This window comes from Rhodococcus sp. SJ-2, from assembly GCF_053750035.1.
In genome coordinates, this window is the sequence record NZ_CM132340.1 from 3345680 (window position 1) to 3369485 (window position 23806).

At 65.8% G+C, this 23806-nt stretch carries 21 protein-coding genes and 1 tRNA gene; 10 read left to right on the forward strand and 12 right to left on the reverse strand.

Features of this window, described 5'->3' with window-relative positions; all coding sequences use genetic code 11:
* The first annotated feature begins 58 nt into the window (after positions 1-58).
* Positions 59-838: a methanethiol S-methyltransferase gene (mddA, locus tag ACSYG9_RS15695; RefSeq protein WP_454839062.1), complete on the forward strand. Its 780-nt coding sequence runs from the start codon at positions 59-61 to the stop codon at positions 836-838.
* On the opposite strand, the gene ACSYG9_RS15700 is transcribed toward mddA, so the two are convergent.
* Positions 825-1283: a hypothetical protein gene (locus tag ACSYG9_RS15700; protein WP_440123450.1), complete on the reverse strand. Its 459-nt coding sequence runs from the start codon at positions 1281-1283 to the stop codon at positions 825-827. The genes mddA and ACSYG9_RS15700 overlap by 14 nt on opposite strands.
* Positions 1284-1474: 191 nt before the next feature.
* On the opposite strand from ACSYG9_RS15700, the gene ACSYG9_RS15705 reads away from it, so the two are divergent.
* A complete protein-coding gene (locus ACSYG9_RS15705) occupies positions 1475-2368 on the forward strand; it encodes a siderophore-interacting protein (RefSeq protein WP_454839064.1) in 894 nt (297 codons plus the stop codon).
* A 26-nt stretch (positions 2369-2394) separates the two neighbouring features.
* Here the strand turns inward: ACSYG9_RS15705 and ACSYG9_RS15710 are convergent.
* Positions 2395-2467, reverse strand: a tRNA-Arg gene (locus ACSYG9_RS15710).
* A 241-nt stretch (positions 2468-2708) separates the two neighbouring features.
* Between ACSYG9_RS15710 and ACSYG9_RS15715 the strand changes: the two genes are divergently transcribed.
* Together ACSYG9_RS15715 and ACSYG9_RS15720 are read left to right on the forward strand one after the other, a co-directional pair.
* Positions 2709-3521 (forward strand): peptidoglycan DD-metalloendopeptidase family protein, encoded by an 813-nt coding sequence (locus ACSYG9_RS15715; RefSeq protein WP_440123452.1) that lies wholly within the window; start codon positions 2709-2711, stop codon positions 3519-3521.
* Between the two features lie 199 nt (positions 3522-3720).
* Positions 3721-5232, forward strand: a complete 1512-nt coding sequence (locus ACSYG9_RS15720; protein WP_454839066.1) for a glutamate-cysteine ligase family protein — start codon at positions 3721-3723, stop codon at positions 5230-5232.
* Between the two features lie 78 nt (positions 5233-5310).
* Here ACSYG9_RS15720 and ACSYG9_RS15725 read toward each other — a convergent pair whose 3' ends face one another.
* From ACSYG9_RS15725 to ACSYG9_RS15735, 3 genes are all read right to left on the reverse strand, one after another.
* Positions 5311-7617 carry a M28 family peptidase gene (locus ACSYG9_RS15725; protein ID WP_454839067.1) on the reverse strand — a complete coding sequence of 769 codons (2307 nt, stop codon included), beginning with the start codon at positions 7615-7617 and terminating at the stop codon, positions 5311-5313.
* Between the two features lie 78 nt (positions 7618-7695).
* A complete protein-coding gene (locus tag ACSYG9_RS15730; protein ID WP_440123455.1) occupies positions 7696-8922 on the reverse strand; it encodes a globin domain-containing protein in 1227 nt (408 codons plus the stop codon).
* Positions 8919-9380 (reverse strand): Rrf2 family transcriptional regulator, encoded by a 462-nt coding sequence (locus ACSYG9_RS15735; RefSeq protein WP_440123456.1) that lies wholly within the window; start codon positions 9378-9380, stop codon positions 8919-8921. Before ACSYG9_RS15735 ends, ACSYG9_RS15730 begins: the two co-directional genes overlap by 4 nt.
* 145 nt (positions 9381-9525) lie before the next feature.
* On the opposite strand from ACSYG9_RS15735, the gene ACSYG9_RS15740 reads away from it, so the two are divergent.
* The 3 genes from ACSYG9_RS15740 (at position 9526) to ACSYG9_RS15750 (ending at position 12498) form a co-directional block, all read left to right on the forward strand.
* Positions 9526-10437 (forward strand): universal stress protein, encoded by a 912-nt coding sequence (locus tag ACSYG9_RS15740; RefSeq protein ID WP_440123457.1) that lies wholly within the window; start codon positions 9526-9528, stop codon positions 10435-10437.
* 65 nt (positions 10438-10502) lie between these two features.
* The gene (locus tag ACSYG9_RS15745) at positions 10503-11543 is read left to right on the forward strand and encodes an LLM class F420-dependent oxidoreductase (RefSeq protein ID WP_454839069.1); all 1041 of its coding nucleotides are present in this window, start codon (positions 10503-10505) and stop codon (positions 11541-11543) included.
* Positions 11544-11589: 46 nt separating this feature from the next.
* Entirely contained in the window at positions 11590-12498 is a 909-nt protein-coding gene (locus ACSYG9_RS15750) for a universal stress protein (protein ID WP_440123459.1), read from the forward strand.
* Positions 12499-13231: 733 nt separating this feature from the next.
* Here the strand turns inward: ACSYG9_RS15750 and ACSYG9_RS15755 are convergent.
* A complete protein-coding gene (locus ACSYG9_RS15755; protein ID WP_454839070.1) occupies positions 13232-13819 on the reverse strand; it encodes a TetR/AcrR family transcriptional regulator in 588 nt (195 codons plus the stop codon).
* Positions 13820-13937: 118 nt separating this feature from the next.
* On the opposite strand from ACSYG9_RS15755, the gene ACSYG9_RS15760 reads away from it, so the two are divergent.
* Together ACSYG9_RS15760 and ACSYG9_RS15765 are read left to right on the forward strand one after the other, a co-directional pair.
* Positions 13938-14894 (forward strand): alpha/beta fold hydrolase, encoded by a 957-nt coding sequence (locus ACSYG9_RS15760; protein ID WP_440123461.1) that lies wholly within the window; start codon positions 13938-13940, stop codon positions 14892-14894.
* A gap of 278 nt (positions 14895-15172) precedes the next feature.
* A complete protein-coding gene (locus ACSYG9_RS15765; RefSeq protein ID WP_440123462.1) occupies positions 15173-17326 on the forward strand; it encodes a DUF6924 domain-containing protein in 2154 nt (717 codons plus the stop codon).
* Positions 17327-17392: 66 nt separating this feature from the next.
* Here ACSYG9_RS15765 and ACSYG9_RS15770 read toward each other — a convergent pair whose 3' ends face one another.
* Both ACSYG9_RS15770 and ACSYG9_RS15775 read right to left on the reverse strand, forming a co-directional pair.
* Positions 17393-17662, reverse strand: coding sequence for a hypothetical protein (locus ACSYG9_RS15770; protein WP_440123463.1), 270 nt, complete (start codon positions 17660-17662; stop codon positions 17393-17395).
* A 22-nt stretch (positions 17663-17684) separates the two neighbouring features.
* Positions 17685-18608, reverse strand: a complete 924-nt coding sequence (locus ACSYG9_RS15775) for a nitroreductase family protein (RefSeq protein ID WP_454839072.1) — start codon at positions 18606-18608, stop codon at positions 17685-17687.
* A gap of 188 nt (positions 18609-18796) precedes the next feature.
* Between ACSYG9_RS15775 and ACSYG9_RS15780 the strand changes: the two genes are divergently transcribed.
* Positions 18797-19444: a response regulator gene (locus ACSYG9_RS15780; protein ID WP_440123465.1), complete on the forward strand. Its 648-nt coding sequence runs from the start codon at positions 18797-18799 to the stop codon at positions 19442-19444.
* A 22-nt stretch (positions 19445-19466) separates the two neighbouring features.
* On the opposite strand, the gene ACSYG9_RS15785 is transcribed toward ACSYG9_RS15780, so the two are convergent.
* The 4 genes from ACSYG9_RS15785 to ACSYG9_RS15800 form a co-directional block, all read right to left on the reverse strand.
* Positions 19467-21128 carry a GAF domain-containing protein gene (locus tag ACSYG9_RS15785; RefSeq protein WP_440127673.1) on the reverse strand — a complete coding sequence of 554 codons (1662 nt, stop codon included), beginning with the start codon at positions 21126-21128 and terminating at the stop codon, positions 19467-19469.
* A 5-nt stretch (positions 21129-21133) separates the two neighbouring features.
* On the reverse strand, positions 21134-21778 hold the full coding sequence (locus ACSYG9_RS15790) for an alpha/beta hydrolase family protein (protein WP_454839073.1): 645 nt from the start codon (positions 21776-21778) through the stop codon (positions 21134-21136).
* 19 nt (positions 21779-21797) lie between these two features.
* Positions 21798-22808: a tellurite resistance/C4-dicarboxylate transporter family protein gene (locus tag ACSYG9_RS15795; protein WP_454842967.1), complete on the reverse strand. Its 1011-nt coding sequence runs from the start codon at positions 22806-22808 to the stop codon at positions 21798-21800.
* A gap of 76 nt (positions 22809-22884) precedes the next feature.
* Positions 22885-23751, reverse strand: coding sequence for an Fpg/Nei family DNA glycosylase (locus ACSYG9_RS15800; RefSeq protein WP_454839074.1), 867 nt, complete (start codon positions 23749-23751; stop codon positions 22885-22887).
* Between the last annotated feature and the right edge of the window lie 55 nt (positions 23752-23806).

Here is a 23806-nt window from a genome sequence, read left to right on the forward strand (position 1 = left end):
AGGATTCGCCACCTCAGGGGACCTTCTGAGCGCCGGCCATCATCCCGACACTGGGCGCATGACAACGACAACCAACTCGGGTCCTCGCACCCGCACTCCGGCTTCCCGGCTGCTCGTCACCGCATACGGGGTCTGCGCGTATCTCATATTTCTCGCGGTGTTCCTGTACGCGATCGGATGGGTCGAACGATGGGTGGTGCCCCGGCACATCGACGAGGGACCCCGTGCCCCGGCCGGTATCGCGGTCGCGATCGACCTGGCGCTGCTCTCGCTGTTTGCGGTGCAGCATTCGGTGATGGCAAGGCCCTGGTTCAAGAAACGGTGGACCAGGATCGTGCCGGAACCCGCGGAACGATCCACCTACGTCCTGCTCGCCTCGGCCGCGCTGGCACTCGTGATGTGGCAGTGGCGTCCGCTCCCGCATCTGATCTGGGACGTCGAGAGCAGCACGCTACGGATCCTGCTCTACGCGCTCTCGCTCGCCGGGTTCGGTCTTGTGCTCGTGTCGACGTTCGCCATCGACCATTTCGACCTGTTCGGACTGAGACAGGTGGTCCGGCACCTGCGCGGAAAAGTGCCTGCTGCGAGCACCTTCCGGGTACCGCTGCTCTACCGTTCGGTGCGGCACCCGCTCTATCTCGGTTTCCTGGTTGCCTTCTGGATTGCGCCGACCATGTCCGTCGGGCATCTCCTCTTCGCCACGGTCACCACCGCATACATCCTCGTTGCGATCAGATTCGAGGAGCGCGACCTGATCGCGTCGTTCGGTGAGCGATATCGCTCCTACCGGAGACGTGTGCCGATGATCGTTCCGTGGAAAGGTCTCAGCCGACGGTGACCCCGCCGGTGGCCGGAGTCGAATTGCACAGCGGCCCGCTGGCGAGGCTCACCGATCCGAACACGGTGGTCAGGACCTCGCCCGGCCCGGTGTCCACCGTCGCGGACAGGTTCGGGTAGTCCCCCGTGAGGTCGACGATGCCGGTGCGTCCGTTGTCTCGGTTGAGCCACGCGACGGTCACCTGGCCTGCGGCAGGAATCGGCCACAGTGCCTGCGTGGTGGAGAACTGCACGTGACCTGCGGCGATTCCGTGTTCCGCGTCGGGTCCCGGATGGGCTGCCACTGATGTGAGCGATGCGAGACTGCCTTGGTTGAGGCAGCCGATGGTGATCGCAGTACCCAACGGTTGTGTCGGGGCGGCTGCGGCGACCCCCGTGAAGAGAACAGCGGCTGCGACGGGGGCTGCGAATGTGAGTGCTCGACGGGTGAATCGCACTGCAGACATGCTGCGGGCTCCTCGGGTGGGTGAATGTCGTGTCCGGGTGCCGACCACGGCGTGCATTTCGTTCGTGGCGCGTCCCGCGACCGATCGACTGCCGTGATTCTATCGATCCGTCGATCATCGAGGGACGGTTTCGAGTCCGGCAGTGTTACGGCAGTCACAGGCCCCGATCTGCCATCGGTTAGCCTGGCCTAATGAAGTGGGAGAATTTTGTTGCCACGCTGGTCGCGCGTGAGCAGGTTGCAGCACACCTGCTGCGTGCACGCCTCCGGATCGGGGAGGGGACCGGCAACGGTTACCTTCCGCTTGCTGCGGCCGACGAGTCGGTGGCGTTCTATCTCTCACGCGACGGTGAGGAACTGCACGCGCGCCCCAGCGAGAATCCGAATGCTCTGGGCGGCTGGGAGATCGTCGACGAGGAGCGAAGCGCCGGGCACCGCAACTACACCGTGCGCTCATACGACGCGGAGTCCCGGGAGATGGTGGTCGACTTCGCGGAGCACGAGCACGGTCCCGCGATCGAGTGGCTGCGAGCAGCGGAGCCCGGCTGGCGTGTGCTGATGGCCGGTCCGCGTTCATGGCACGAACCTCCGCCATCGGCGACGCGTCACGTCCTTGCCGGAGACCTTGCTGCGCTGCCTGCAATGGCCAGGGTTCTGGAGCAGACCGATCCTTCGGTGCACGTGACCGTCCTCGCCGAAGTACTCGACCGCAGCGAACTCGAGTACCTGCCCGCGCGGCAGAACACCGACATCGTCGAACTCGTCGGCAGCGGCAACGGTGTGTCGCGCACGCGGTTGTCCGCGGCGCTCTCCGAACTGGACCTGCCCGCCGACGGATACTGCTGGTTCTCGGGGGAGGCCGCCGATATCCGCGCGGCCAAGAAGCATCTACGTTCGCTCGGATGGTCGCGTGAGCAGTACGACATCGTCGGCTACTGGCGTGAGGACGCCGAACGATGGACGGCGAAGTTCGAGGAGCAGGGCGACGAACTGCGCGCGGTGTATGCCGCCGCGCTTGCCGAGGGGAAGTCGGTGGAAGAAGCGATGGATGTCTACGAGGCCGCGCTGGAGAAGGTCGGCTTGTAGCCCCGGGTAGATGCGTCGAGAGTGTGTGCCCTCGGCAGGATTCGAACCTGCGACCTACCCTTTAGGAGAGGGTTGCTCTATCCCCTGAGCTACGAAGGCGCGCGCCGGTTCGGTGGACCGAATCGCGGCGCGCTGTGAGTGTAGCGGTCGCTCCCGCGCTGTGCGAAGAGAGCCGGAAATTCGCTGTTTGTTACCGACCGGTTGGTTCGGTTCCCGCTCTGTGGGATTGCAAAGAGGTAACGCTGGACCGGACGTATATCGTTTTGTTACCTTGAATCGCCAGGAACGACCGGGGTGTTACGCGCCGGCCGAAATCGGGACTACGAACGGGACAGCGACTGTGGCACGGCACCAGCGGACACGCGAAGATGCATCGGCATTCGAGATCGACCTGACGGTCGGATCGACCCAGCGTGGGCGTCATCGCATCGAGCCGACGGGCCCGTCGGCTCCGGCCAAGGCGGCCACCGTGGCGTGCGCCACCGGCGCGTTCATGGCCATCGGCGCGCAGTTCACCGCAGGCACCGCTGCCGCCCACCCCGGCCACGATCACGGCCCGGTCCAGGCGGCTCCCGCCCCGCAGCTTCCGTTCGAGCTGCCCGAGGGCATCGAGCTTCCCGCGATCCCCGGCATCACCACTCCCGCCGAGCAAGGCGCCCCGCAGCTGCCCGTCGAGGTCCAGGGTCTGGTGGACCAATTCACCGGTGGCGGCAACTGGCTCGACAACCTCAACCCGATCAAGCCGAACACGGTGCAGCCGGTGTCGGGCACGCTCACGTCCGACTGGGGTGCGCGCTGGGGCTCGCACCACGGCGGAATCGACATCGCTGCCCCTATCGGCACTCCGATTCAGTCTGCCGCCGACGGCACGGTCCTCGACGCAGGCGCCGCCTCCGGCTACGGCCAGTGGGTTCGCGTTCTCAACGACGACGGCACCACCGCTGTCTACGGTCACGTCGACACCTATCAGGTCTCCGCGGGTCAGCGCGTCTCCGCGGGTCAGCAGATCGCCACCGTCGGCAACCGTGGCTGGTCCACCGGACCGCATCTGCACTTCGAGGTGTGGGACGAGGCAGGCAACAAGACCAACCCCAACACCTGGCTCAGTGACCGCGGCGTTGTCGCCGACTGGAGCGGCTACCGCGCAGTCTGACCGCCGCTACCGGCAACACTTCGAAACACACCCGGCCTCGCGGCCGGGTGTGTTCGTGTTCACGGACGCACACATGCTCCGGTGTTTCGGGTGGCCGTGCGGTAGTTTCATCTTCACCGCCTGCTACGCAGGTGGCAGAAGTATCAGATCTGCGTAGACGCCTGCAGAGCGATCTGTCGGCACAGACCGGGGAGAACACGTGGGCACAGAGATTTCTGCTCGTTCGTTCACCGGCGCAGACCGCCGACAGTTCCGGCACAAGGTCCGCGAGTGCATGAGCGCGCTCGAACGTATGCTCCGCGACGGTGCGTTCGCCGATGCGCATTCTTCGCCGGAACCGCAGCTCGGCATGGAGATCGAGTTCAATCTCGTCCAGGACGACATGGCTCCGGCAATGTCCAACCTGGAAGTTCTCCAGGCGATCGACGACCATGCGGTCTTCCAGACCGAACTCGGCCAGTTCAACGTCGAGATGAATGTCGAACCGGGTCCGCTGTCCGGCGACGCCACGATCGAAATCGAACAATCCCTTCGTCACTCGCTTCGGCGCGCGGACGAGCGGATGCACCAGTTCGATGCCCAGCTCGTGATGATCGGGATGTTGCCGACCCTCGAACTCGACCATCTCGGCCGAGACCGGATCACCGCCAATCCCCGCTACGAGGCACTCAACGAGCAGATCTTCGCAGCACGAGGCGAGGACATCGAACTCGACCTCGACGGTGTGCCGCTCCCCGGTACGGGTGAGGTGGAACGCTTACGCGCCGACACCAACTCGGTGGTACCCGAAGCGGCCTGCACTTCGCTGCAACTGCATCTGAGGGTGGCACCCGAGGATTTCGCGCCACATTGGAACGCGGCGCAGTGTCTGGCGGGGGTGCAGGTGGCGCTCGCAGCGAATTCGCCGTTCCTGGCGGGTAAGGCGCTGTGGCACGAGAGCCGGATTCCCTTGTTCGCCCAGGCCACGGATACCCGGCCGCTCGAGTTGAAGAACCAGGGCGTGCGTCCACGAGTGTGGTTCGGGGAACGCTGGATCGAGTCCCCGATCGACCTGTTCGAGGAGAACTCCCGCTACTTCACTGCGCTGCTACCTGAGATCACCGACTCCGACCCCGCCGCGGAACTCGATGCGGGCCTGATTCCTCAACTGCGTGAGCTTCAGATGCACAACGGCACCATCTATCGATGGAACCGGCCCGTCTACGACATCAGTGACGGTCAGGCCCACCTGCGGATCGAGAACCGTGTCCTGCCTGCCGGGCCGACCGTCCTCGACACCATGGCGAACGCGGCGTTCTACTACGGATTGCTGCGAGCGCTCGTCGAGGACGACGACCCGTTGTGGCGGCGGATGACATTCGACGCGGCCGAAGAAAACCTGATCATCGGTGCCAAGTTCGGACTCGAATCCCGGCTGTACTGGCCGAAACTGGGCTGGGTCGGTGCCGACGAGCTCGTCCTGCGCCGGTTGCTGCCCCTGGCGGATCGAGGGCTGGAATCATTCGGGCTCTCGGCCCGTGCGCGCGACCGCTACCTCGGGATCATCGAGGGCCGGTGTCTGAATCGGCAAACCGGAGCGGCATGGCAACGCGAGCATGTCGCGCGACGTGAAGCGGCGGGCGAAGGTCGTCGCACCGCATTGTCGGGGATGCTCCGCGATTACGTCGCGGCGATGACCGACGGCAGACCCGTACACGAGTGGGGTGCGTAGGCGCGGACCGTACCGCGTCCGGCCGTGGTGTATCGATCATCGGTGTGTCGATCTTCGTCTCGTTGCGTTGCGAGTCGATCAGATCCGCAACGACCGGCTGACGATGACCGTCGGCGCCATCACCGTTCGATCCGTCGGTGGTTCGTAGCCGGGTACGACGCTCAAGTCGTCCGACAGATCGATCAGGCGCAGTCCCACTCGATCTTCGAGGACACTCAGGGTGAGGGTCACCTCGACTCCTTCCGGACCCGCTGCCCAGAATCGGAATCCGAAGTCGTCGGCCGGTTCCGCTCGGTGCCCGTCGACGGTTGCGCCGTGGACAGTGGCCGTTGTGCTGTCGACCCACAGTCCGATGGCGTTCGCGCCCCTGGGAGACGACAGGCGAAGCCGAAGCTCACGGGCGCCGCCTGCAGCAGTGTCGTCGAGCACCTCCATCTCGGGTGCCTGAAGAGGTGCTACGGGCGCCGGACCGTGCGCCATCGGCTCGTCTCGCCAGGGGAATTCCGCGGGCAGGGGGCTCGCCGGGTCGACGAGCAGTTCCCGGCTCCATTCCGAGCGCGGGGAGTCCGGGGACGCCCAGATTGCGGAGTCTCGGTCGCTGTCGAGTGCGTACCACAGGTGTTCCTGTCGCGGATCGGTCGCGCCGTCGCGGTTGAGATAGCCCGCGACGAGTGCACACACGAGTACCGACGCGATGGCTGCGGTTCCGGCCATCTGCGTCACGGAGACGCGCCCGACCCGGGTCGCGGACGACGGGAGCACCGCTTCCCAGAGCACGAGGGTCAGGGAGAACAGCACCGCGACGAATATGCCTGCGAGCGGAGCTCCGAACATGAGTCCCGCATCGAACGACATCACCACGGCAGGGACGAGGAGCAGTGCGGCGGGGACGGCCCCGACCGCCACCGAAAGGGTCGGAAGCGGTGGACGATCAGTGAGGAAGCGAGCGATCCGCATTCCTGCGAGAGCGGGCAGTGCGGGCAGAACCAGCACCGATGCGACACCGACGTACGGCAATGCGATCACCGAGGTGAAGGCGATCAGGACGAACGCCCCCACAACGAAGGATGCGGCCGGAAGGCGCGTTCGGGCCCACAGGTAGGTCGTGACGAGCACGCCCGCCGCCGCGAAGACGGCGGCAAGCTGGTAGACACCCGGACGGAAGGGCTCGCTCGAGACAGGGGAGGCCATGCCGGGAGCGAGGCGCATCGCGACGAACCACGGAAGCCATGCGGCGAATGCCGCGATCCCCACCGTGACTGCCGAGACCCCGGTGGCGGCGGCGACATTCCAGTACGTGGCTTCACCGCGTCGAATCCGCGCAGCGACCAGCCATCCGACCGCGACGACGAGGAGTCCCGTCAGCGCGATCTCCACCCAGCGCGGATAGTGGATCAATCCCCAGGGCGCTGCGGTGACGACCTCCTGGCCCCTGGAGTCGAGCGCGGTGAGGTCGGACTCGACGAGTTCGCGCGCGACGGTGAGGGCGGTATCGCCCATCTGTTGCAGCGACTCGTGGCTCAGCCGGTCCGGGGTGTCGAGGGGGCTGTGGTAGTACGCCGATCCCCTCGCGATCGCGGTGTCGTACGCGTGGAACCCGGCAGCGGCGAAATGCTTGAAATCCGTGTCGTTGGGAAGCAGTTCGAACCCGAATTGGGTGAACGAATCGGCGTTGGCGCCGGGTGCATGGGCAAGCGTCTCGATGAGGGCGCCGTTGGGGTCCGTGATGCGGAAGGTGACGGGTATGCCTGCGTTGCCGCGTGCCTCGTGGTTGAGGACGACGGTGGGGCCGAGGGACGGTGAGCGCGTCTGCGTGAACATCTGAGAGCCGAGGAGGCCGTCTTCCTCGCCGTCGGTGAGCAGGACGATGACGTCGTTGCGCGGTGCGGGACCGGCCGTGATCGCGCGCGCGGATTCGAGGACGGTGCCGATACCGATACCGTCGTCGGCGGCGCCGGGTGAACCACGCACGGTGTCGTAGTGGGCGGCGAGCACCACCGTCCCGGTGGGGTCCGTTCCTGGGAAGAGCGCGACGATGTTGTGCACTCGGGCGCCGCGCTGCGTTGCTCCGTCGGTGGGTGAGTACCAGCCCACGCCGCTCTTGACGGAGGTGCGCCAGCCGAGCGCCTCGAGTTCCCCGACGAGGTACTCGCGGGCAGCGGTGTGTGCGGGCGAGCCGAGGACCCTGGGCTCGGCGGAGATCGCCTCGATGTGGGCGGCGGCGCGTCCGGCGCTGAACACGTCGGCGGGCGCGTCGGTGGCGCGCGGCGTCGGGGAGGGGGGTAGCAGCACCGCCGCGAGCCCGACGACGAGCAGTGCGAGTAGCGCGAGCACGCTCGACCGTCGGGGTAGTGCCCGAGCAGCCTCGGGCGAGGCGGTGTCCATGGATCGAGCGTAGCGGTCAAAACGGGCAGTGCCCCGGCCGACAAGCCGGAGCACTGCCCGTTGATCGATCAGCTGTCCTCAGGCTCCCGCGGGTGCCCAGCTGTCGGGGCCGAACACCTCATAGTGGATGTTCTCGGCAGGCACGTTGCGTTCGATGAGGGCCTCGCGCAGCGACAGCATGAACGGGAGCGGTCCACAAAGGTAGGCGTGGGTCTTCGGGTCGAGGGGGAGATCCGTGATGTCGGCCCGTCCCACACGGATCGTCTCGAGCGGTTGACGCGCACCGAGGTCCTCGTACCAGCGGTAGACATCGGCCGACGGGATCTTCTCGACGAGGGTCGAGAGTTCGTGCCGGTGTGCGTGGTTGGCTGCGGAGCGGTCGGCGTGGAGTACCGAGATCGGGCGCTGGTCGCCGACCTCTGCGAGGTGCGAGAGCATGCCGATCATGGGGGTGCAGCCGATGCCCGCGGAGGCGAGGAACAGGGGGGTGTCCTCATCGGTGAGCACGAGGTCGCCGAACGGCGTGGTCACCTGGAGTTCGTCGCCTTCGAAGCAGTTCTCGAACAGGAAGTTCGAGACCTCACCGGCCGGGATGGCGGTGCCGTCGGGTGCGGTGGATGCGGCCACGCGCTTGACAGTGATCCGCCAGTCGCCCCGGGACGGGGCGTTGGACAGGCTGTACTGCCGGATCTGGCGGGCGCCGTCGGGCAGCTCGACGCCGACCGAAAGATACTGTCCGGGACGGAACGCGGGCAGGGGAGCGCCGTCGAGGGATGTCAGAACGAACGAGACGGTGTCGGCGGACTGGTAGACGCGCTCGGCGACACGTACGGTGCGCCACACCTGCCCGACCTCGACGCCCGCGGCCTTGTAGAGGTCGGCCTCGAGTGCGATGAGGGTGTTCGCCATCAGCCAGTACAGCTCGTCCCACGCCTGCGCTACCTCGGGAGTGACTGCGGCGCCGAGGACTTCGACGATCGCTTCGAACAGATGCTTGTGCACGATCCAGTACTCGTCGGGCTTGATGCCGAGAGAGGCGTGCTTGTGCGCGATACGGGAAAGGATGGACTCGACGCGTGCGGGATCGGGATCGAGCTGGAGGGTGGCGAACGCTGCGATCGATCCGGCGAGTGCCTTCTGCTGCTCACCCTGTTTCTGGTTGCCCCGGTTGAACAGGTTGCGCTCGAGTTCGGGGTGCGCCGCGAACATCTTCTTGTAGAAGAGGGGCGTGATATCGCCGATGGCGGCACCGACGGCCGGCAACGTAGCGGCGATGACTTCCTTGGATTCGGGCGAGAGAGTCATGGTGAACTCCATTTCCTGTCAGGGGTGGGCTGAGTGAGGGTCAACAGGACCGGTTCGATCTTCGATGTCGCCAGGTCGGCGACGGTGACGTCGTCGAGCGTGGCGTAGAAGGCTTCCTGCGCGTCGCGCAGCGCCTTCCTGAGTTTGCAGCCGTGACGGAGGGGGCACGGGTTCGCTCCCTCGCAGTCGACCACTTCCTCGTCTCCTTCGAGTTGCCGCGCCAGCCATCCGATACTGGCGGTGCGACCGAGCTCGGTGATGGCCAGCCCTCCGCCACGTCCGCGGCGGGTGGTGACGACGCCGAGCTCATTCAGTCTGGCGACCACTTTCGTCGTATGTGCGTACGACAGATGTAGTTGTTCGGCAACGAGTTTCGTTCTCGGCACGCTGTCCGCGGAGGACGCGGCCAGGTGCATGACAACTCTCAGTCCGAGATCGGTGAACTGGGTGAGTTGCATGGCCTCACGCTAGTTAATTTGCATCCCGGATGACAATTTAGTGTGACGTAGATCGCGTAGGGAATCTCGTTGTCTCACTTACTTCTCCGGTTGCAGGGACGAAAGTCCATTCCACACCACATCCTTAGGGGCTAGTCTCGATCTTGTGAAACCTCACGGTGAAACACCTCGGGACCACAACAATGTGACTGTCGGTGTGGACGGATCACCCGCGTCCACTCGGGCGGTCCGCTGGGCCGCAGCCACCGCGGCGCAACGAGGACTGTCTCTGCACCTCGTTCATGCGGTCGATTTCGCCACCACCGGCTGGGCAGCAACCCCCTTCGTTCAGACCTCACGGGTCTTCGAGTGGGCGGAGGAGGACGCCAAGGCCGTCCTCGGCGAAGCCAAGAAGATCGCGAAGGAGAGCTCTCCCGGTCTCGAGGTCACCGCCGCGGTGGCCCTCACGGGCACCGCGAAATGGCTGGTCCGATTGTCGCGGGAGACCCGGATGCTCGTGCTCGGGCAATCCGGCAGCGGGCGCCTCGGCGAAATGTTCCTCGGTTCGACGCCCGTTGCGGTCGTCGGCCACGCCGCATGTCCTGTCGTTGTCGTGCGTGGTGAGGACGCGCCACCCGAACCCGACTATCGTCCCGTCGTGGTCGGAATCGACGGCAGTCCGTTGAGCGAGAATGCGCTCGTCGCCGCGTTCGAGGAGGCCTCGTTCCGGGACGTCGACCTGGTTGCGGTGCACATCTGGAGCGATCTGAAGGTCGGAACCCTCGAGACCATGCCACTCGAATTCGAGCCGGAGGCGCTAGAGGACGTCGAGCGTGTGCTCCTCGGTGAGCGCCTGGCAGGCTACGGCGAGCGTTATCCCGACGTCACCGTCGTCCGCAAGATCTACATCGACGGACCGCGCACCCATCTGCAGGCGTGGAGCGAGCATGCGCAACTCGTCGTGGTCGGCAGCCGAGGCCGCGGTGGATTCAAGGGGCTCGTTCTCGGTTCCACGAGCAATTCGCTCCTGCGTGAGGCCCACTGCCCGGTCATGGTCGTCCGTCCGGACGAAGACTGACGGCGGTAGTGTTCGGGGCACGGTCCACAGGCGTGCCCCGCACGCCGCAGAGTTGAGGTGTGCGCATGCGAATCGGAATGGGTTTGAACTACAGCGGCGGATTCGCCGAGACCGTCGCCGAGGTCGCCGACCTCGAGCGGGCCGGCCTCGACATCGTGTTCGTCCCGGAAGCCTATTCATTCGACGCAGTGAGCCAGATCGGTTACATCGCCGCGAAGACGTCGCGGGTCGAGCTCGCATCCGGCATCTTCCAGCTCTACACCCGTACGCCCACGCTGACCGCGATGACCGCCGCCGGCCTCGACTACGTGTCCGACGGCCGCTTCGTGATGGGAATCGGGGCATCGGGTCCGCAGGTCATCGAAGGTTTCCACGGTGTGCCGTATCACGCGCCGCTCGGCCGTACCCGCGAGATCGTCGAGATCTGCCGGAAGGTATGGCGGCGCGAGAAAGTCGAGTACCAGGGCAAGTACTACCAGCTCCCGCTTCCCGAAGACAAGGGCACCGGACTCGGGAAACCACTCAAGATCATCAATAAGCCTGTGCGCGAACGAATCCCGGTTGTCATTGCATCGATCGGCCCGAAGAACGTCGAGCTGACCGCCGAGATTGCCGAGGGGTGGGAGCCCATCTTCTACTACCCGGAGAAGGTTGCCGAGGTGTGGGGCGACGCGCTGGCTGCGGGCAAAGCCAAGCGCGACCCCGCGCTGGGTGAACTGCAGACGTACGTCCAGGTCGCGCTCGCGATCGGCGACGACGTCGATCACATGATCGACTGGGTGCGGCCGATGCTCGCCCTCTACATCGGCGGTATGGGAGCGAAGGGCAAGAACTTCTACAACGATCTCGCCGTCCGCTACGGTTTCGAGAAGGAAGCCGCGCTCATTCAGAAGCTCTACCTCGACGGCAAGAAGGAGCAGGCGGCGGCGGCCGTGCCCGAGGATCTCGTGCGCGCCGTCTCGCTGATCGGTCCCGAAGGTTATGTGCGTGAGCGTGTCGCAGCGTTCGAAACAGCCGGCGCGACGACACTGAACGTCACTCCGCTCGCCGGCGACACCGCAGGGCGGGTCCGTCTGATCGAACAGATGCGGAGTATCTGCAGCTGACCCGTTCTCCGGGTCGGCGTCACCATCACGGAGAAAGGTTCCGGATATGAGCGAGATCAAGCCGATCGTAGTTGCGGTCGACGGGTCCGACGCGGCCTCGGGCGCGGTGATCTGGGCTGCCCGCGCGGCAAGTGCCCGATCGGTGCCACTGCGCATTGTCACAGTCGTCCACGTTCCGGCTTTTTACTACTCGGAGCCCTACCTTGCGCAAAGTTTCCACGAGGAGATGAAGACCACTGCCCGCGACCGCCTCGCCAATGCGGGGGTGCTCGCGCGGAAGGTCGTCGACGACAACAACGGCTCGGTGGAAATCAGCACCGAGCAGATCGAAGGCAAGGTCGCGCCCACACTGGTCGAACTATCGTCACACGCCGATCGGCTCGTCGTCGGATCACGTGGACTCGGCGAGGTCAAAGGTCTGCTCGCGGGCTCGGTGTCGACGTCCGTGGCCGCCCACTCCCTTGCTCCCGTGGTGATCGTGCGCGGCCGCACTCTCGATGGGGCGCCCCCGTTGGAGGGCCCGGTTGTGGTCGGTGTGGACGGGTCGGAGTCGTGCCGGGCCGCCGTCGAGTGTGCGTTCGAGGAGGCTGCCGCACGGCGCGCGACCCTCGTCGCGGTCAACGTGTGGAGCGATGTCAGTGTGCAGCCGTCGCTGGGCGCGGTGCCCGAGGATCCGCATTGGGCCCGTATCCAGACGGGCGAGGAAGTCGTGCTCGCCGAAGGCCTGGCCGGGTATCAGGAACGGTACCCCGACGTCGTTGTCGAGCGGGTGGTCGCGCGCGACCGGCCTGTGCGGGTGCTCAGTGAATATGCCGAGAGCGCACAGCTTCTCGTGGTGGGGTCGCGCGGGCGGGGAGGATTCAAGGGTCTGTTGCTGGGGTCCACCAGCAATGCCCTGATCCAGACCGCCGATTGCCCGGTGCTGGTGGCGAGGTCCGAGGTGGGCGGGGAGTAGAGATCTGACGGGCGCCCTGCGGGCGGCTGCGCCTGACCGTGCGGAGACCCTACGGGTCCCTGAGCTTGCCTTCGGCCCCTTCCCCAACGCTGCCCGGTCGCCATGCCCCGATAGACCGTCTCGGCCAGCACTTCTGGCCCCACGTCGGAGGTGACGTGTGGCTTGTACTGGACCCGGTCGGTTGTGTCGACCCGCGCGATCGGGTGCTCCACCGCCAGCTGCGGAGACGAAGGATACTGGCGCCCAGTCGGTTTCGTGCCGGGGAATGGCACCCCGGCACGCAGCGTCGATGCGCTGACGTCGGTACTGTGGGAGGCGAGCGACGATGCCTCTCGACGTGCCGTGGTTACCGAAACGGCCCTTGCGCACGCGGAAGCAGGCGAACACCTCGAGCCCCTCGATGCGCGCTGCCGAATCGGCAGGGATCGAGGGGCTCGAAGATCAGGACGTCAGTGGAGAACCTGGCGGGCGGGTGATGTGTCGGCCGGCGCGGAAGAATGCGCTCGCGGCTCGTTGCTGATTTACGCCTCTGAAGGGCGTGTGGATAGAATCCACCGTACGGTGCATGACAGCTCTTTCTGTCGTGTGCCCAGACCCCGGTTCGGTGTTAGCGCACCTGCCGGGGTCGACCTGTATTCAGGCCGGTGGAGCGATGATCTCACGTGGTGTGGTCGGGGTCAACTCGAACGATTGTTCGGTTCGCTAGGGAGTCTTGCCTGGTCACGGCATATGTCTATTGATCGGAGCTGTTGAGTACACCAGAGACGAGGAGCTGAACGAGGCGGTCGGCGTCGTAGTCGGGGTCGCCGGCTACTCCGATGCAGAGGTTTCCGATGCCCCTCATCAGGTTGTATGCGTCGACCGGCGCGACGTGTCCGGCGCCGCGATGTTCGAACGTGGCCTCGAGGAGTGAGGCGCAGACCGGTACGAGGCGATCGATGAAGTAGGCGTGCAGCGCATCGGATCCGGCGCTGTCTCCTTGCAGTGCGCCGGCGAGGCCGTGCTTGGTGACCAGGAATTCCACGAACAGTGCTACCCACGCGCGTAGGGCGGCTTCTGGGGTCGGGCTCTCCTCGAGCAGTCTTGGGCCGGCGTCGGCGCAAGCCTCGACCTGATGGCGGTACACCGCCACTACGAGTTCCGGGCGAGTCGGGAAGTGCCGGTAGATCGTTCCCATTCCGACCCCGGCTCTCGCTGCGATCTCACGAACCGGTGCGTCTACCCCGGACGTGACGAACACCGCCGCAGCCGCGTCGAGAAGCGCCTGTTCGTTCCGCCGCGCGTCGGCGCGCTTCGTGCGGCGTCCACTCTCATCGATCACAGAACACACTCTTTCATGCTGTCACGTGTTGCTATCCGGAACATCGCTCCGTATTATTCGGAACAGCGCTCCGTTTTCCATTTCATGGCAGGGAGCCGACCCTCGAAAGGATCCCGTTGTGACCTCTTCCGTCCTGACTACTCCACTTGTGTCCACCCTCGACGATCTCGTCGGCGACGGCACTCCCGTCGTGTCCGTTGCCCCCGTCGAACTGTCGGCCCGTGGTCGCGCACTGCCGCTCGACGTGCGGATCTCCGCGTCTGCCACCGGCTCCGACCTGCCGATCGTGCTGTTCTCACACGGCAACGGGTGGCACCACGACGGCTATGCGCCTCTGGCCGCGTTCTGGGCCTCCCGGGGCTTCGTCGTGGTCCAGCCCACCCACCTGGACTCCCGGCGCTACGGGATCGGATTCGACGACCCCCGCTTCCCGAGCATCTGGACCGAGCGGATCGCAGACCTCGGACGCATCCTCGACCAACTCGACGTCGTCGAAGCCGCTATCCCTGGACTGGGCGGACGGGTCGACCGCACCCGCATCGCCGTCGCCGGTCACTCCTGGGGCGCGCAGACCGCGCAGGCGCTTCTGGGCGCCCGGATCCTGGGCAAGGACGGGCAGGTCGGGGAGGACATGTCCGACAGTCGGGTCGCGGCGGGCCTCCTGCTGTCCGCGACCGGTGTCGGCGGCGAGGAGCTGCATCCCTTCGCGCAAGCCAACTTTCCATTCATGTATCCGTCGTTCGGGGAGCTCACCACGCCGACGCTCGTCGTGGCAGGCGACCGCGACCAGTCCCACATGTCGAGCCGCGGCCCCGACTGGTTCACCGACGCCTACACCCACAGTCCCGGCGCCACCGATCTCATCACCTTCTGCGATGCTGAGCACGCCCTGGGCGGGATTCCCGGGTACGAAGTCGCGGAGACCACCGACGAGAACCCGGAGCGTGTGGCCGTACTTCAGCGGATGAGCACCGTCTACCTCCGCACCGCGCTCGGCATCGACGACAAGTGGGCATCCGCCCGTGCGGCCCTCAACGACAGCGTCGACCCGATCGGTCACGTCCACAGCAAGTGAGCCGCTGTGCTTGCCGATCCGCTCGGAAACCATCCTCAGACCACCTCGCGGTGGTTCTGCATCGCCGAACGTGACTGGCACGCCTACCTCGCACACCGTCGAGCCGACTCGTCCCGGCACGAAAATGCGGTGCACCCGCGAGATGGCCGGAGCCCCTTTCGAATTTGCCGATGCAACCCCAGTCGGGGGGGGATACATGTGCTCGGCTGACCTCAGTTCAAGCCCGCGTACCCTTCCGCAGGCTTCGACCGGAGCCGACCGTCGGGTAGGTTCCGATCATGACGCCGACGTGGGAACAGGTCCGGGGCTCGAACTACGGCACGATGGGACGCACCGTTCGCGGAACTGTCCACCGTCCGGACGGATCGTGGAACCGCGTGTGGCACGCGCCCGAGAACACCTGGCGTTACGAGAACGAGTCAGGTGAGCCCACCTTCATCGAGAACGCCACCGACAGATGGTCCAGCGACGGGAGCGGCACGATGGTGCACACTGTCAAGTCTCCCAACACCGGCTACGCAACCAGCGGCTCCTCGCCCGCCCTTCTGCTCCGCGCCTATGACGTGTTTGCTCCCCGGGCAACTCGCGGGTTCGACGACCAACGATTCGCCGGGCCGAGCGCGCCCAGACCAGTTCGCGTACGTGGCCGCGACGGTTGGGAGGTGAGCGCCCTCGACCAGCACGCGAACGACACGGTCACCTACGTGTTCGACGCAGAACTCGGTATCGCGCTGCGGTGGCAGCGTGGTGACGACTGGATGGAACTCGAAAACCCCAGTCTCGACGACGTATTCGATCCTACATTGTTCGCGTGGACAGGGCCGTCACGCCCAGCTGAGGATGACTTCGCGAGATTGAAGCGGGAGCAGGAGGAACGTCAGCGCGCTCTGGCCGGGATCCCTCAGGCGCTTCCCGCGTGGCTGCCGCTGACGATAAACGCACAGTCCCAATCCGGCGATGCCCGCACCGGCGAGCTGAGTGTGTCGATCAGCGGGTATGCGCCGCAGTTCACGCTGCGCCGATGGGTGAGCGCGATCGGCGAACCAAAAACCGAATGGCCGAACGATTCGACGCCGGAACGCTACCGGCGGTCCATCGGCGACTGGACGTACGAGATCCGCAGCCACCAGGACATCGACCGCGACGATTGCGCTCGGATCGTGGACTCCGTCGTTCCGGTCGACCCGCCGGATCGCGACCCCTCCGAGATCACCGCCGAACTCGCCGCAGAGGAGCACGATCGCCGCGAAGCGGAGGTGCTCGCCACCCTCGGAACAGGACGAGTCCTCACCGACCATCTCGAAGGCGAGTCACTGCTCATCCGCACCGACTTCACCGACGACGCCGCCTGGCGAAGCATTGCCGTCGCGGCCATGGCTCCGGTACCGCAGGGAGACGGAACCGATTTCGCTGCTTACCTCACCTGCATCGACAATCCGGAGTACGACGGGCTGACTGTCGACGGGCTTCTCGAAGCAATCGGCGAATCCCTGATGTACTACGCGTTTCTCGTCGACGCCGAGACGGTGAGCAACCCGGAGATGCCCATCGTCGCCGCCTACACGGGGCCGGACGAACCGCACCGGCCTCGCGGACGGACATTCCGTGTCATTCCCTCGGAGATGTGGGGTGTGGAGAACAACCTGTCGATCTCGAACATGGACTTCGAGTCTTTCGCAGACAGCGCCGACGAGGACGGGGTATTTCGGGGTTTCCCGGAACCCGTGCGTCCCGTCGAGGAAGTGACCACCCGCGAGATCGCGCAGTGGATCGCAGACGATCTCGATACCGACGCGCTCCGGGAGTTCCATGCCCAGATCGCCGGGCGGAAGTACTGCTATCCGGTGTCGTTGTTCGAGGTCGACCTGGCGGAGGCGCATGCTCACACCCGCGACACCGAACACGGAACGCACGCAGATCTTCTCGGGTACGACGAGTTCTTGGACGCGACTTCGGCTGAGGGGCCGGCGCTGCGCGGTACTGTGCCGACGCACAACGGCTATTGGACCTTCGTCCTCGACCGCGTTTCCCATCGACCGATCGCGGCGTACCGCATCACTTACGCAGCCTACGTGCCTCCGGCACCTCAGGAAGGTGTGCGGCAACCGATGAGGTTCGAGGTGCCGTTCGTATGCACTGAACCGGTCTCGTTCTCGACGCTGACCGACGACGACGATCTGATCGACCGAGATGTCGTGCAGCGAGCTGTTCTGGCCGAAGCTGCCCGGCTGCATCCCGACGGCGAGATCACAGGTGGCGTTCCTACGCTCCAGCGGATTCCACGTCTCGTGGGTTTCAAGATCGGCTGCTATGTGCATATCGATGGCCGGCCGGTGTTCTATGTGGCTATCGTGACGGACGTCGACGACGAGTTCATCGTTCAGGAGGTGCCGCTGGAGGGGATGCGGGTGGTCGGCCCTGGCGAAGCCTGAAAGGTGACCGGGCTTCGACACTCGGCCGGTGAGCGACATGAGTTCCGAGTGCGAAGTGGACGTGGTTCAGCCGAACTCGTCGACGCCGGCCGCTCGCAGGCGACGCCACATGTCGGCCGGGTGAACACCCTCACGGATCGCGTTGTTCTCGATGAGAATTCCCAGCATTTCCGTGCACGTGTAGGCGAGGTCTTCGAGAGCGAGACCGCTGTAGCGCGCCGCCAACCACCCGGATGTGTTGCCGGACTTCGCTGCCTGCGCCATGTCCAGAACAGTTTGGAACAGCTCGGAACTCGACGGTTCCTCGAGCTCGATGGCGGTGAGTTCTTGTGTCACCTTCGACGATCCTTCCTCGCAGTCAGTAGCCGATCCGCATGATCAGCTGCGGCGGGGTGGCCATTCCCAGTCGTGCGCCGAGACGTTCGGCGGAGTCTTCGATTCGTAGTGGATGGGTGAGAACCGACGCGGACAGACGCGCGTCGACGGCCGCAAGCCACGCACGTTCGGTGGCTATTCCGATCCGCACGAGATCGATCGGGTCGGCGGAGTCGGCGTTGAACAGCAGTACGGTTTCGCGGTCGATCGCGGCGGCCAGGGCCGATGAGTCGGGCACATCGGTGGTGATCATGGCTTTGCCTGCGGCACCGTGCTCGTCCAGCGTGGCATCCCACCCTTCGACGACCTCAGCGTTGCCTTCCGGTTGCCAATGCGACGTCCACGAGAACATCTCGCGCTGATAGTGGAGATTGCGACGCTTGGCCTCGGCCGAATAGGTGAGCATGTCGGCGAGCGCCGGAGCCTCGTCGGACGCCAGTAGGCGGATGCCCACACTCGGCGCCCCGGCTCCCGCCGCAACGACGTCGCCGATGGTTTCGGCAGGCACCGGAATATCTGCGAACGACTCGCGGTGGCTCTTGCGGCGGGAGATTGCAGCGTACAAGCGCAGATCGGAACTGGTTGGAACAGAAGTCCCGAGTGTCTCGATCCGTGCGACCACGGACGGACGATCGGGGAAGGGGAACAGCTGTGTGCGGACCTGCCTGCCGAGGACACGCATCGCGAGTTCGAGATGGGCCACTGCGGTGCCGCACGAGATGAGCCGATCGGGGCGCAGGGGATCCGTCCCCGGCTCGGCGAATTCGAGACGTTCCTCCAGCTCCGCGGCGGAGCCGGGAAGCGTGAGATCCCACGGTTGGGTGTCGTGTACCGAGGGCGCTTCGATGACGGCTCGCGCAATGATGTCGGTATCACTAGGCGACCAGGTTTCGGAATCGACGGTCATCGCTACCCTCCTCATCCGGTCGTCACCGAGCGCCGACACATGTCCCGGTGTACTACGAGCGTCTCCCACGAGTGCGAGACGATGCACGGGGCGAAGGTCCCGAAAGTGACGTCGAACGGCCCTGGGAAGAACGCCGTCGTGGAAGGCTGCGACCATGGCACCATCGAGCTGAACGAAAGGTGCGTGCGATGCCCCGCATATTTCTCGTCGACGACCACGAGATCGTCAGACGCGGACTGGTGGATCTGCTCAGCAGCGTCCCCGATTTCACCGTCGTGGGTGAGGCCGCGTCCGTGGGCGAGGCGCTGGCCCGGATCCCGGGGAGCGGCGCCGACGTCGCAGTGCTGGACGTTCGGCTTCCCGACGGCAACGGTGTCGAACTGTGCAGGGAGTTGCGTACCCGGATGCCCGAACTGCGCGCATTGATGCTCACCTCGTACTCCGACGACGAGGCGCTGTTCGACGCGATCATGGCCGGTGCGTCCGGATTCGTGCTCAAGCAGATTCTCGGCACCGACCTCGTGTCGGCGGTCCGCACGGTGGGGGAGGGTGGCTCTCTGCTCGACAGTCGCGCCACCGCCGCGCTGATGAATCGGATCCGCGCGTCGCGGAACGCCGACCCCCTCGCGGAACTGTCCGATCAGGAGAAGGCCGTGTTCGAGCTGATCGGCGAGGGAATGACGAACCGTGAGATCGCCGAGCGGCTGTTCCTCGCCGAGAAGACGGTGAAGAACTACGTGTCGCGGTTGCTGGCGAAGCTCGGGATGCAGCGCCGCACGCAGGCCGCGGTCCTCGCGACCGAGCTGCGTAAAGGCAAGCAGCAGGGCCAATCCTGATCCTGCTCGGGTACAGGACTATTCAGAGCGGAGCCCGCCACAGCACCCTGGTCCCTCCGACGTCGCCGGGGCCGATGATGCACATGCCACCGCATTGCGCGGCCCGGCGTTCGAGGTTTGCCAGCCCGCTTCGCCGCGGTGCATCGGGGAGTCCGGTGCCGTCGTCGACGATCTCGATACGGAAGTCGTTGTCGGCGGTCACCGACACCGTGATGTTCTCCGACTGCGAGTGGCGCAGCGCATTGCTGAGGCCTTCGCGGAGAACGGCTTCGGCATGGGGGTGGATGCGGTCGGGAACCAAAGTGTCGATCGGACCGATGAATTGGACGTTCGGCGCGACCGTCGAGTGAATGCTGAGATCGCCCACGACGTCGAGCAGCCTCCGTCGGAGGCTGGTGCCCACCGCGGCCCCCGTGGTGTGCAGATCGAAGATGGTCGTGCGGATCTCGCGCACCGTCCGGTCGAGTTGCTCGACGGCGTGATGAATGACGTCGGTGACCCGGCCGGGGTCTGCGCCGGGGACCATGACGCTCTGCAGGCTCATTCCCGTTGCGAAGAGACGCTGAATCACGTTGTCGTGCAGGTCCTGTGCGATGCGGTCGCGATCGGCAAGGACATCGAGCAAGCGTTTCTTGCGTTGTTGTTCGGCGAATTCGAGTGCCACGGCGGCAAGATTCGACATCGACTCGAGCCGGGCGATCTCCTCGTCGTCCCAAGGATCGGATCCGGTCTCCCGGGTGACGATGAGCACGCCGGTGATGGTGGAGGTCGCCGACAGCGGCAGCACGATCGCGGTGCCTTCGTTGCCGTGCCCGGCCGACGGCAGCCCCGCCAAGGAGTCGGTGAGAACAGCCTGCCGGGTCTTGAGCGCATGCAGCACCGGCGTGTCGGTCAGGTCGATCCGCACGGTGTCGGCTGCCGGTGCGGTCGGTGATGCAGCGTGGAGCGTGCCGTGGGAACCGTCGACGAGGACGACGAAAACTCCAGCGCAGCGGGCAAGTTCGCGGACCTGGCCCGTGAGGAGGCCGAGTGTTTCGTCGACCGAGCCACCCACGAGAAGACGCGCGTTGATCGAGGCCATCGCCGCGAGCCACCGCTCGCGAGTCAGTGATCCTTCGAACAGGCGCGCATTGTCGACGGCCATCCCCGCGGACGTTGCCAGTACCTTCAGGATCACCGCATCTTCCTCGGTGAACTCCGGGTTGCCCAGCTTCTCGGTCAGATAGATGCTGCCGAACACTTTGCCGCGGATCATGATCGGAGTCCCCAGGAAGGACTTCATCGGCGGATGGTTGGGGGGAAACCCGATCGACGCCGGATGCTTCGACAGGTCGGCCAGTCGCACCGGCCGCGGATCGTTGATCAGCAGCCCGAGGATGCCGCGCCCTTCCGGCAGGTGCCCCATCTTGCTGCGTTGAGCAGTGCTGATGCCTTCGTAGACGAACTCCGACAGTCCTCCGTCGGCGGCGCGCACACCGAGCGCCCCGTACCGGGCATCGAGAAGTGACACCGCGGATTGGACGATGCGTTGCAACACGGAGTCGAGTTCGAGTCCCGACCCGACCACGAGCACCGCCTCGAGCAAGCTGCGCAGAGTCTCGGGTGCCGTGGCGGCGTCGTCGAGACGGTCACGCAGCTCGGTCAGGAGGGTGTCGATCGGCGCTTCGGTGACCGAATCGGGCATGTCGTTCACAGGGAGTCTCCCAGCAGTTCGAGTACCGCGGTGACCGTCTCGGCGGAGAGATCGGTCTTCGCTCGGCTCAGATCGTGACCGGCCGCAGGCACCTCGAGAAGGGCCGTGGGTCCGGTCACCAACGCTGCGGCGGCCGTGATCTCGTCGAGGGTGCCGAACGGGTCGCGGGCGCCGTGCACGAACACCGTCGGCACCGCGACGGCGGGCAGATGCTCGGTCCGGGCTTTTTCGGGCTTACCCGGCGGATGCAACGGGTACGACAGGAGGACCAGGGCGTCGGCGATCCCGGGTCGCTCGGATAGGAGCATGGATGTCTGTCGGCCGCCATAGGAAACACCGCCGACCATGATCGGTCCGGTGTGCCGTTCGCGCAGCGCGGCGATAGCCTCGGCCACTCCCGACCGATCCTCCGCGGCGCGGGCCGGTTGGGGCGGTCCCTTCGGTTTGCGACGCCGGAACGGCAGGTCGTAGCGGAGCGAGACGATGCCGTGTTCGGCGAAGCGCTCACACATCACCTGCAGGATCTTCGCGTCGCTGTTGCCGCCTGCGCCGTGGGTGAGCGCTATCGCGCCACGCGGCTTCCCGTCGGGGATATGCAGCCGGCCGTGCACGGTTCCGGTGTCAAGGAGTTCGACGCTCACCAGACCACCGTAACCGGGCTCATGGCGCATTCCGGTCGGAAGGAGCAGGTGCGGGTGTGCCGCGCGGGCGCACGAGAGTGGTCCACAGGTGGCGCAGCATGGCCGTGAACACGAGCAACCACGCCGCCATCGCGACCCACAGTTCGGCCGCACCGACGGCGCCGACGAGCGGCAATTCGTCGGCACGGCCGAGGTAGATCCCCGCGACGGCATACATGCCGAGGGGGAACACGATCGACCACAGCGACGAGTCATACGTCAGTGGGACCTTGTGGACACGGTGCCGCCACCAGCCCGCTGCAATCAGTGGCGGGAACAACCAGGTGGCGAAAGCCCAGATCACGACCGCGAGGCCCGCGATCAAGCCGCGGGTGGCATCGACCATCGGCGCGTCGGACATCTCGACGATCTGTGCTCCGGCCACGACAGTGATCGAGCATGCTCCCATCGCGACCCAGTACGGAGCAGTCAGGTCTGTGGGTCGCAGCGGATATTGCAGCATCCGCGCACCGACGAAGATCCCGGCCGCGGCATACAGGAACAGGCCAACGGCCCACGTGAACACCGCGACCGCGGCCAGCAACCGGTCCAGTTCCTGGTAGACGGGCTGCAGTGCCGCAGCAGCGATGGCGACGGATTCACTGGCCACCACCCAGATGAACCAGGTGCCGTTGGCCTTCGCGAGGACGGGACGCTTCGTCGTGCCGAGGACTGCGGTCCACGGGATCACATATCCGAGTACCAGCCAGGTCAGCGCCGCGAATAGCAGTAGCAGCGCCGCAGTGGAATGCCAGCCCTCCATCATCAGACGTACCCCGAGGACGTTGCTCCCTGCGATGAAGGTGAAGAAGCCGAACGCCCGCGACGAATCGGCCATGTCGTCGTACAGGTCGTGCCGGAACTTGATCGATCGCCAGAGCGAGAGCACGAGCAGAACCGCGTACGACACGGCTGTGACGATCAGCAGGATCACCGACGCGACGTCGAATCCTCGGAGATGGGCACCGATCGAGATGATGCCGCTCGACATGACGAGAGCGAAGTATCCGGGTGCGAGCGTCCGGACCGCCGCGCCGGAGCGGGACGAGAGATCCACTCGGCACACCCTACTTCAGCAGGCGGGACATCCTGCGATCAGCAAGGATCTTCCCGCCGGTCTGGCAGGTGGGGCAGTACTGGAAGGATCGTTCGGAATACGACACCTCGCGGACGGTATCGCCGCACACCGGGCACGGCAGCCCTGCCCGGGCATGCACTCGCAGTCCTGAGCGTTTCTCCCCTTTGAGCCGGGCGGCGTCCTGACCCACCGATCGGTCGACGGCGTCGACGAGGACCGAGCGCATCGCGCCGTAGAGAGTGGCGACCTGCTCACCTGTGAGACGCGACGCGGTGGCGAACGGAGACAACCGGGCGACATGCAGGATCTCGTCGGAGTAGGCATTGCCGATCCCGGCGAGCACCGACTGGTCGACGAGAAGCGTCTTCAGGCGCGCGCTACTGCCCTCCAGCAGCGCACCGAACTCGTCGGCGGTCACGTCGAGGGCGTCCGGTCCGAGCCGTGCGATACCCCGGACCTGGGCGGGGTCGCGGACGACCCACACTGCCAGACGTTTCTTGGTGCCTGCCTCGGTGAGATCGAACGCGGGGGTGGAGGCGTCGGGGCGGAACAGGTGCACGCGCAACGCCAGCGGCCCCTTGCCGAGCTTCGGCGGTGTCTGTGACGGCTCGTCGAGCCATCGCAGCCATCCGGCCCGCGACAGGTGCGTGATCAGCGACAGATCACCGCAGTCGACGACGAGGAACTTGCCGAAGCGACGGGCCCCGGTGATGTCGCGGCCTTGCAGCGTTGTGATCGGGGGATCGGCGGTCTGCAGCACGCTCAGGGCCGCGACGTCGATGCGACCCACCACGGACCCGACAGCGTGTTCACGTAAGAACACGGCGAGTGCTTCCACTTCGGGGAGCTCCGGCATGCCTCTCAGGCTACGACCCGTGCGCGGTCTTGGTAGCTCTGACGACCAGAAACGC

Bases quoted from the DNA above. Each gene is read 5' to 3' on its own strand.
- ACSYG9_RS15800 (WP_454839074.1), bottom strand. From the start codon at position 23,751: ATGCCGGAGCTCCCCGAAGTGGAAGCACTCGCCGTGTTCTTACGTGAA.
- mddA (WP_454839062.1), top strand. From the start codon at position 59: ATGACAACGACAACCAACTCGGGTCCTCGCACCCGCACTCCGGCTTCC.
- ACSYG9_RS15775 (WP_454839072.1), bottom strand. From the start codon at position 18,608: ATGACCGTCGATTCCGAAACCTGGTCGCCTAGTGATACCGACATCATT.
- ACSYG9_RS15795 (WP_454842967.1), bottom strand. From the start codon at position 22,808: ATGTCGAGCGGCATCATCTCGATCGGTGCCCATCTCCGAGGATTCGAC.
- ACSYG9_RS15705 (WP_454839064.1), top strand. From the start codon at position 1,475: ATGAAGTGGGAGAATTTTGTTGCCACGCTGGTCGCGCGTGAGCAGGTT.
- ACSYG9_RS15735 (WP_440123456.1), bottom strand. From the start codon at position 9,380: ATGCAACTCACCCAGTTCACCGATCTCGGACTGAGAGTTGTCATGCAC.
- ACSYG9_RS15765 (WP_440123462.1), top strand. From the start codon at position 15,173: ATGACGCCGACGTGGGAACAGGTCCGGGGCTCGAACTACGGCACGATG.
- ACSYG9_RS15745 (WP_454839069.1), top strand. From the start codon at position 10,503: ATGCGAATCGGAATGGGTTTGAACTACAGCGGCGGATTCGCCGAGACC.
- ACSYG9_RS15730 (WP_440123455.1), bottom strand. From the start codon at position 8,922: ATGACTCTCTCGCCCGAATCCAAGGAAGTCATCGCCGCTACGTTGCCG.
- ACSYG9_RS15750 (WP_440123459.1), top strand. From the start codon at position 11,590: ATGAGCGAGATCAAGCCGATCGTAGTTGCGGTCGACGGGTCCGACGCG.
- ACSYG9_RS15785 (WP_440127673.1), bottom strand. From the start codon at position 21,128: ATGCCCGATTCGGTCACCGAAGCGCCGATCGACACCCTCCTGACCGAG.
- ACSYG9_RS15700 (WP_440123450.1), bottom strand. From the start codon at position 1,283: ATGTCTGCAGTGCGATTCACCCGTCGAGCACTCACATTCGCAGCCCCC.
- ACSYG9_RS15780 (WP_440123465.1), top strand. From the start codon at position 18,797: ATGCCCCGCATATTTCTCGTCGACGACCACGAGATCGTCAGACGCGGA.
- ACSYG9_RS15725 (WP_454839067.1), bottom strand. From the start codon at position 7,617: ATGGACACCGCCTCGCCCGAGGCTGCTCGGGCACTACCCCGACGGTCG.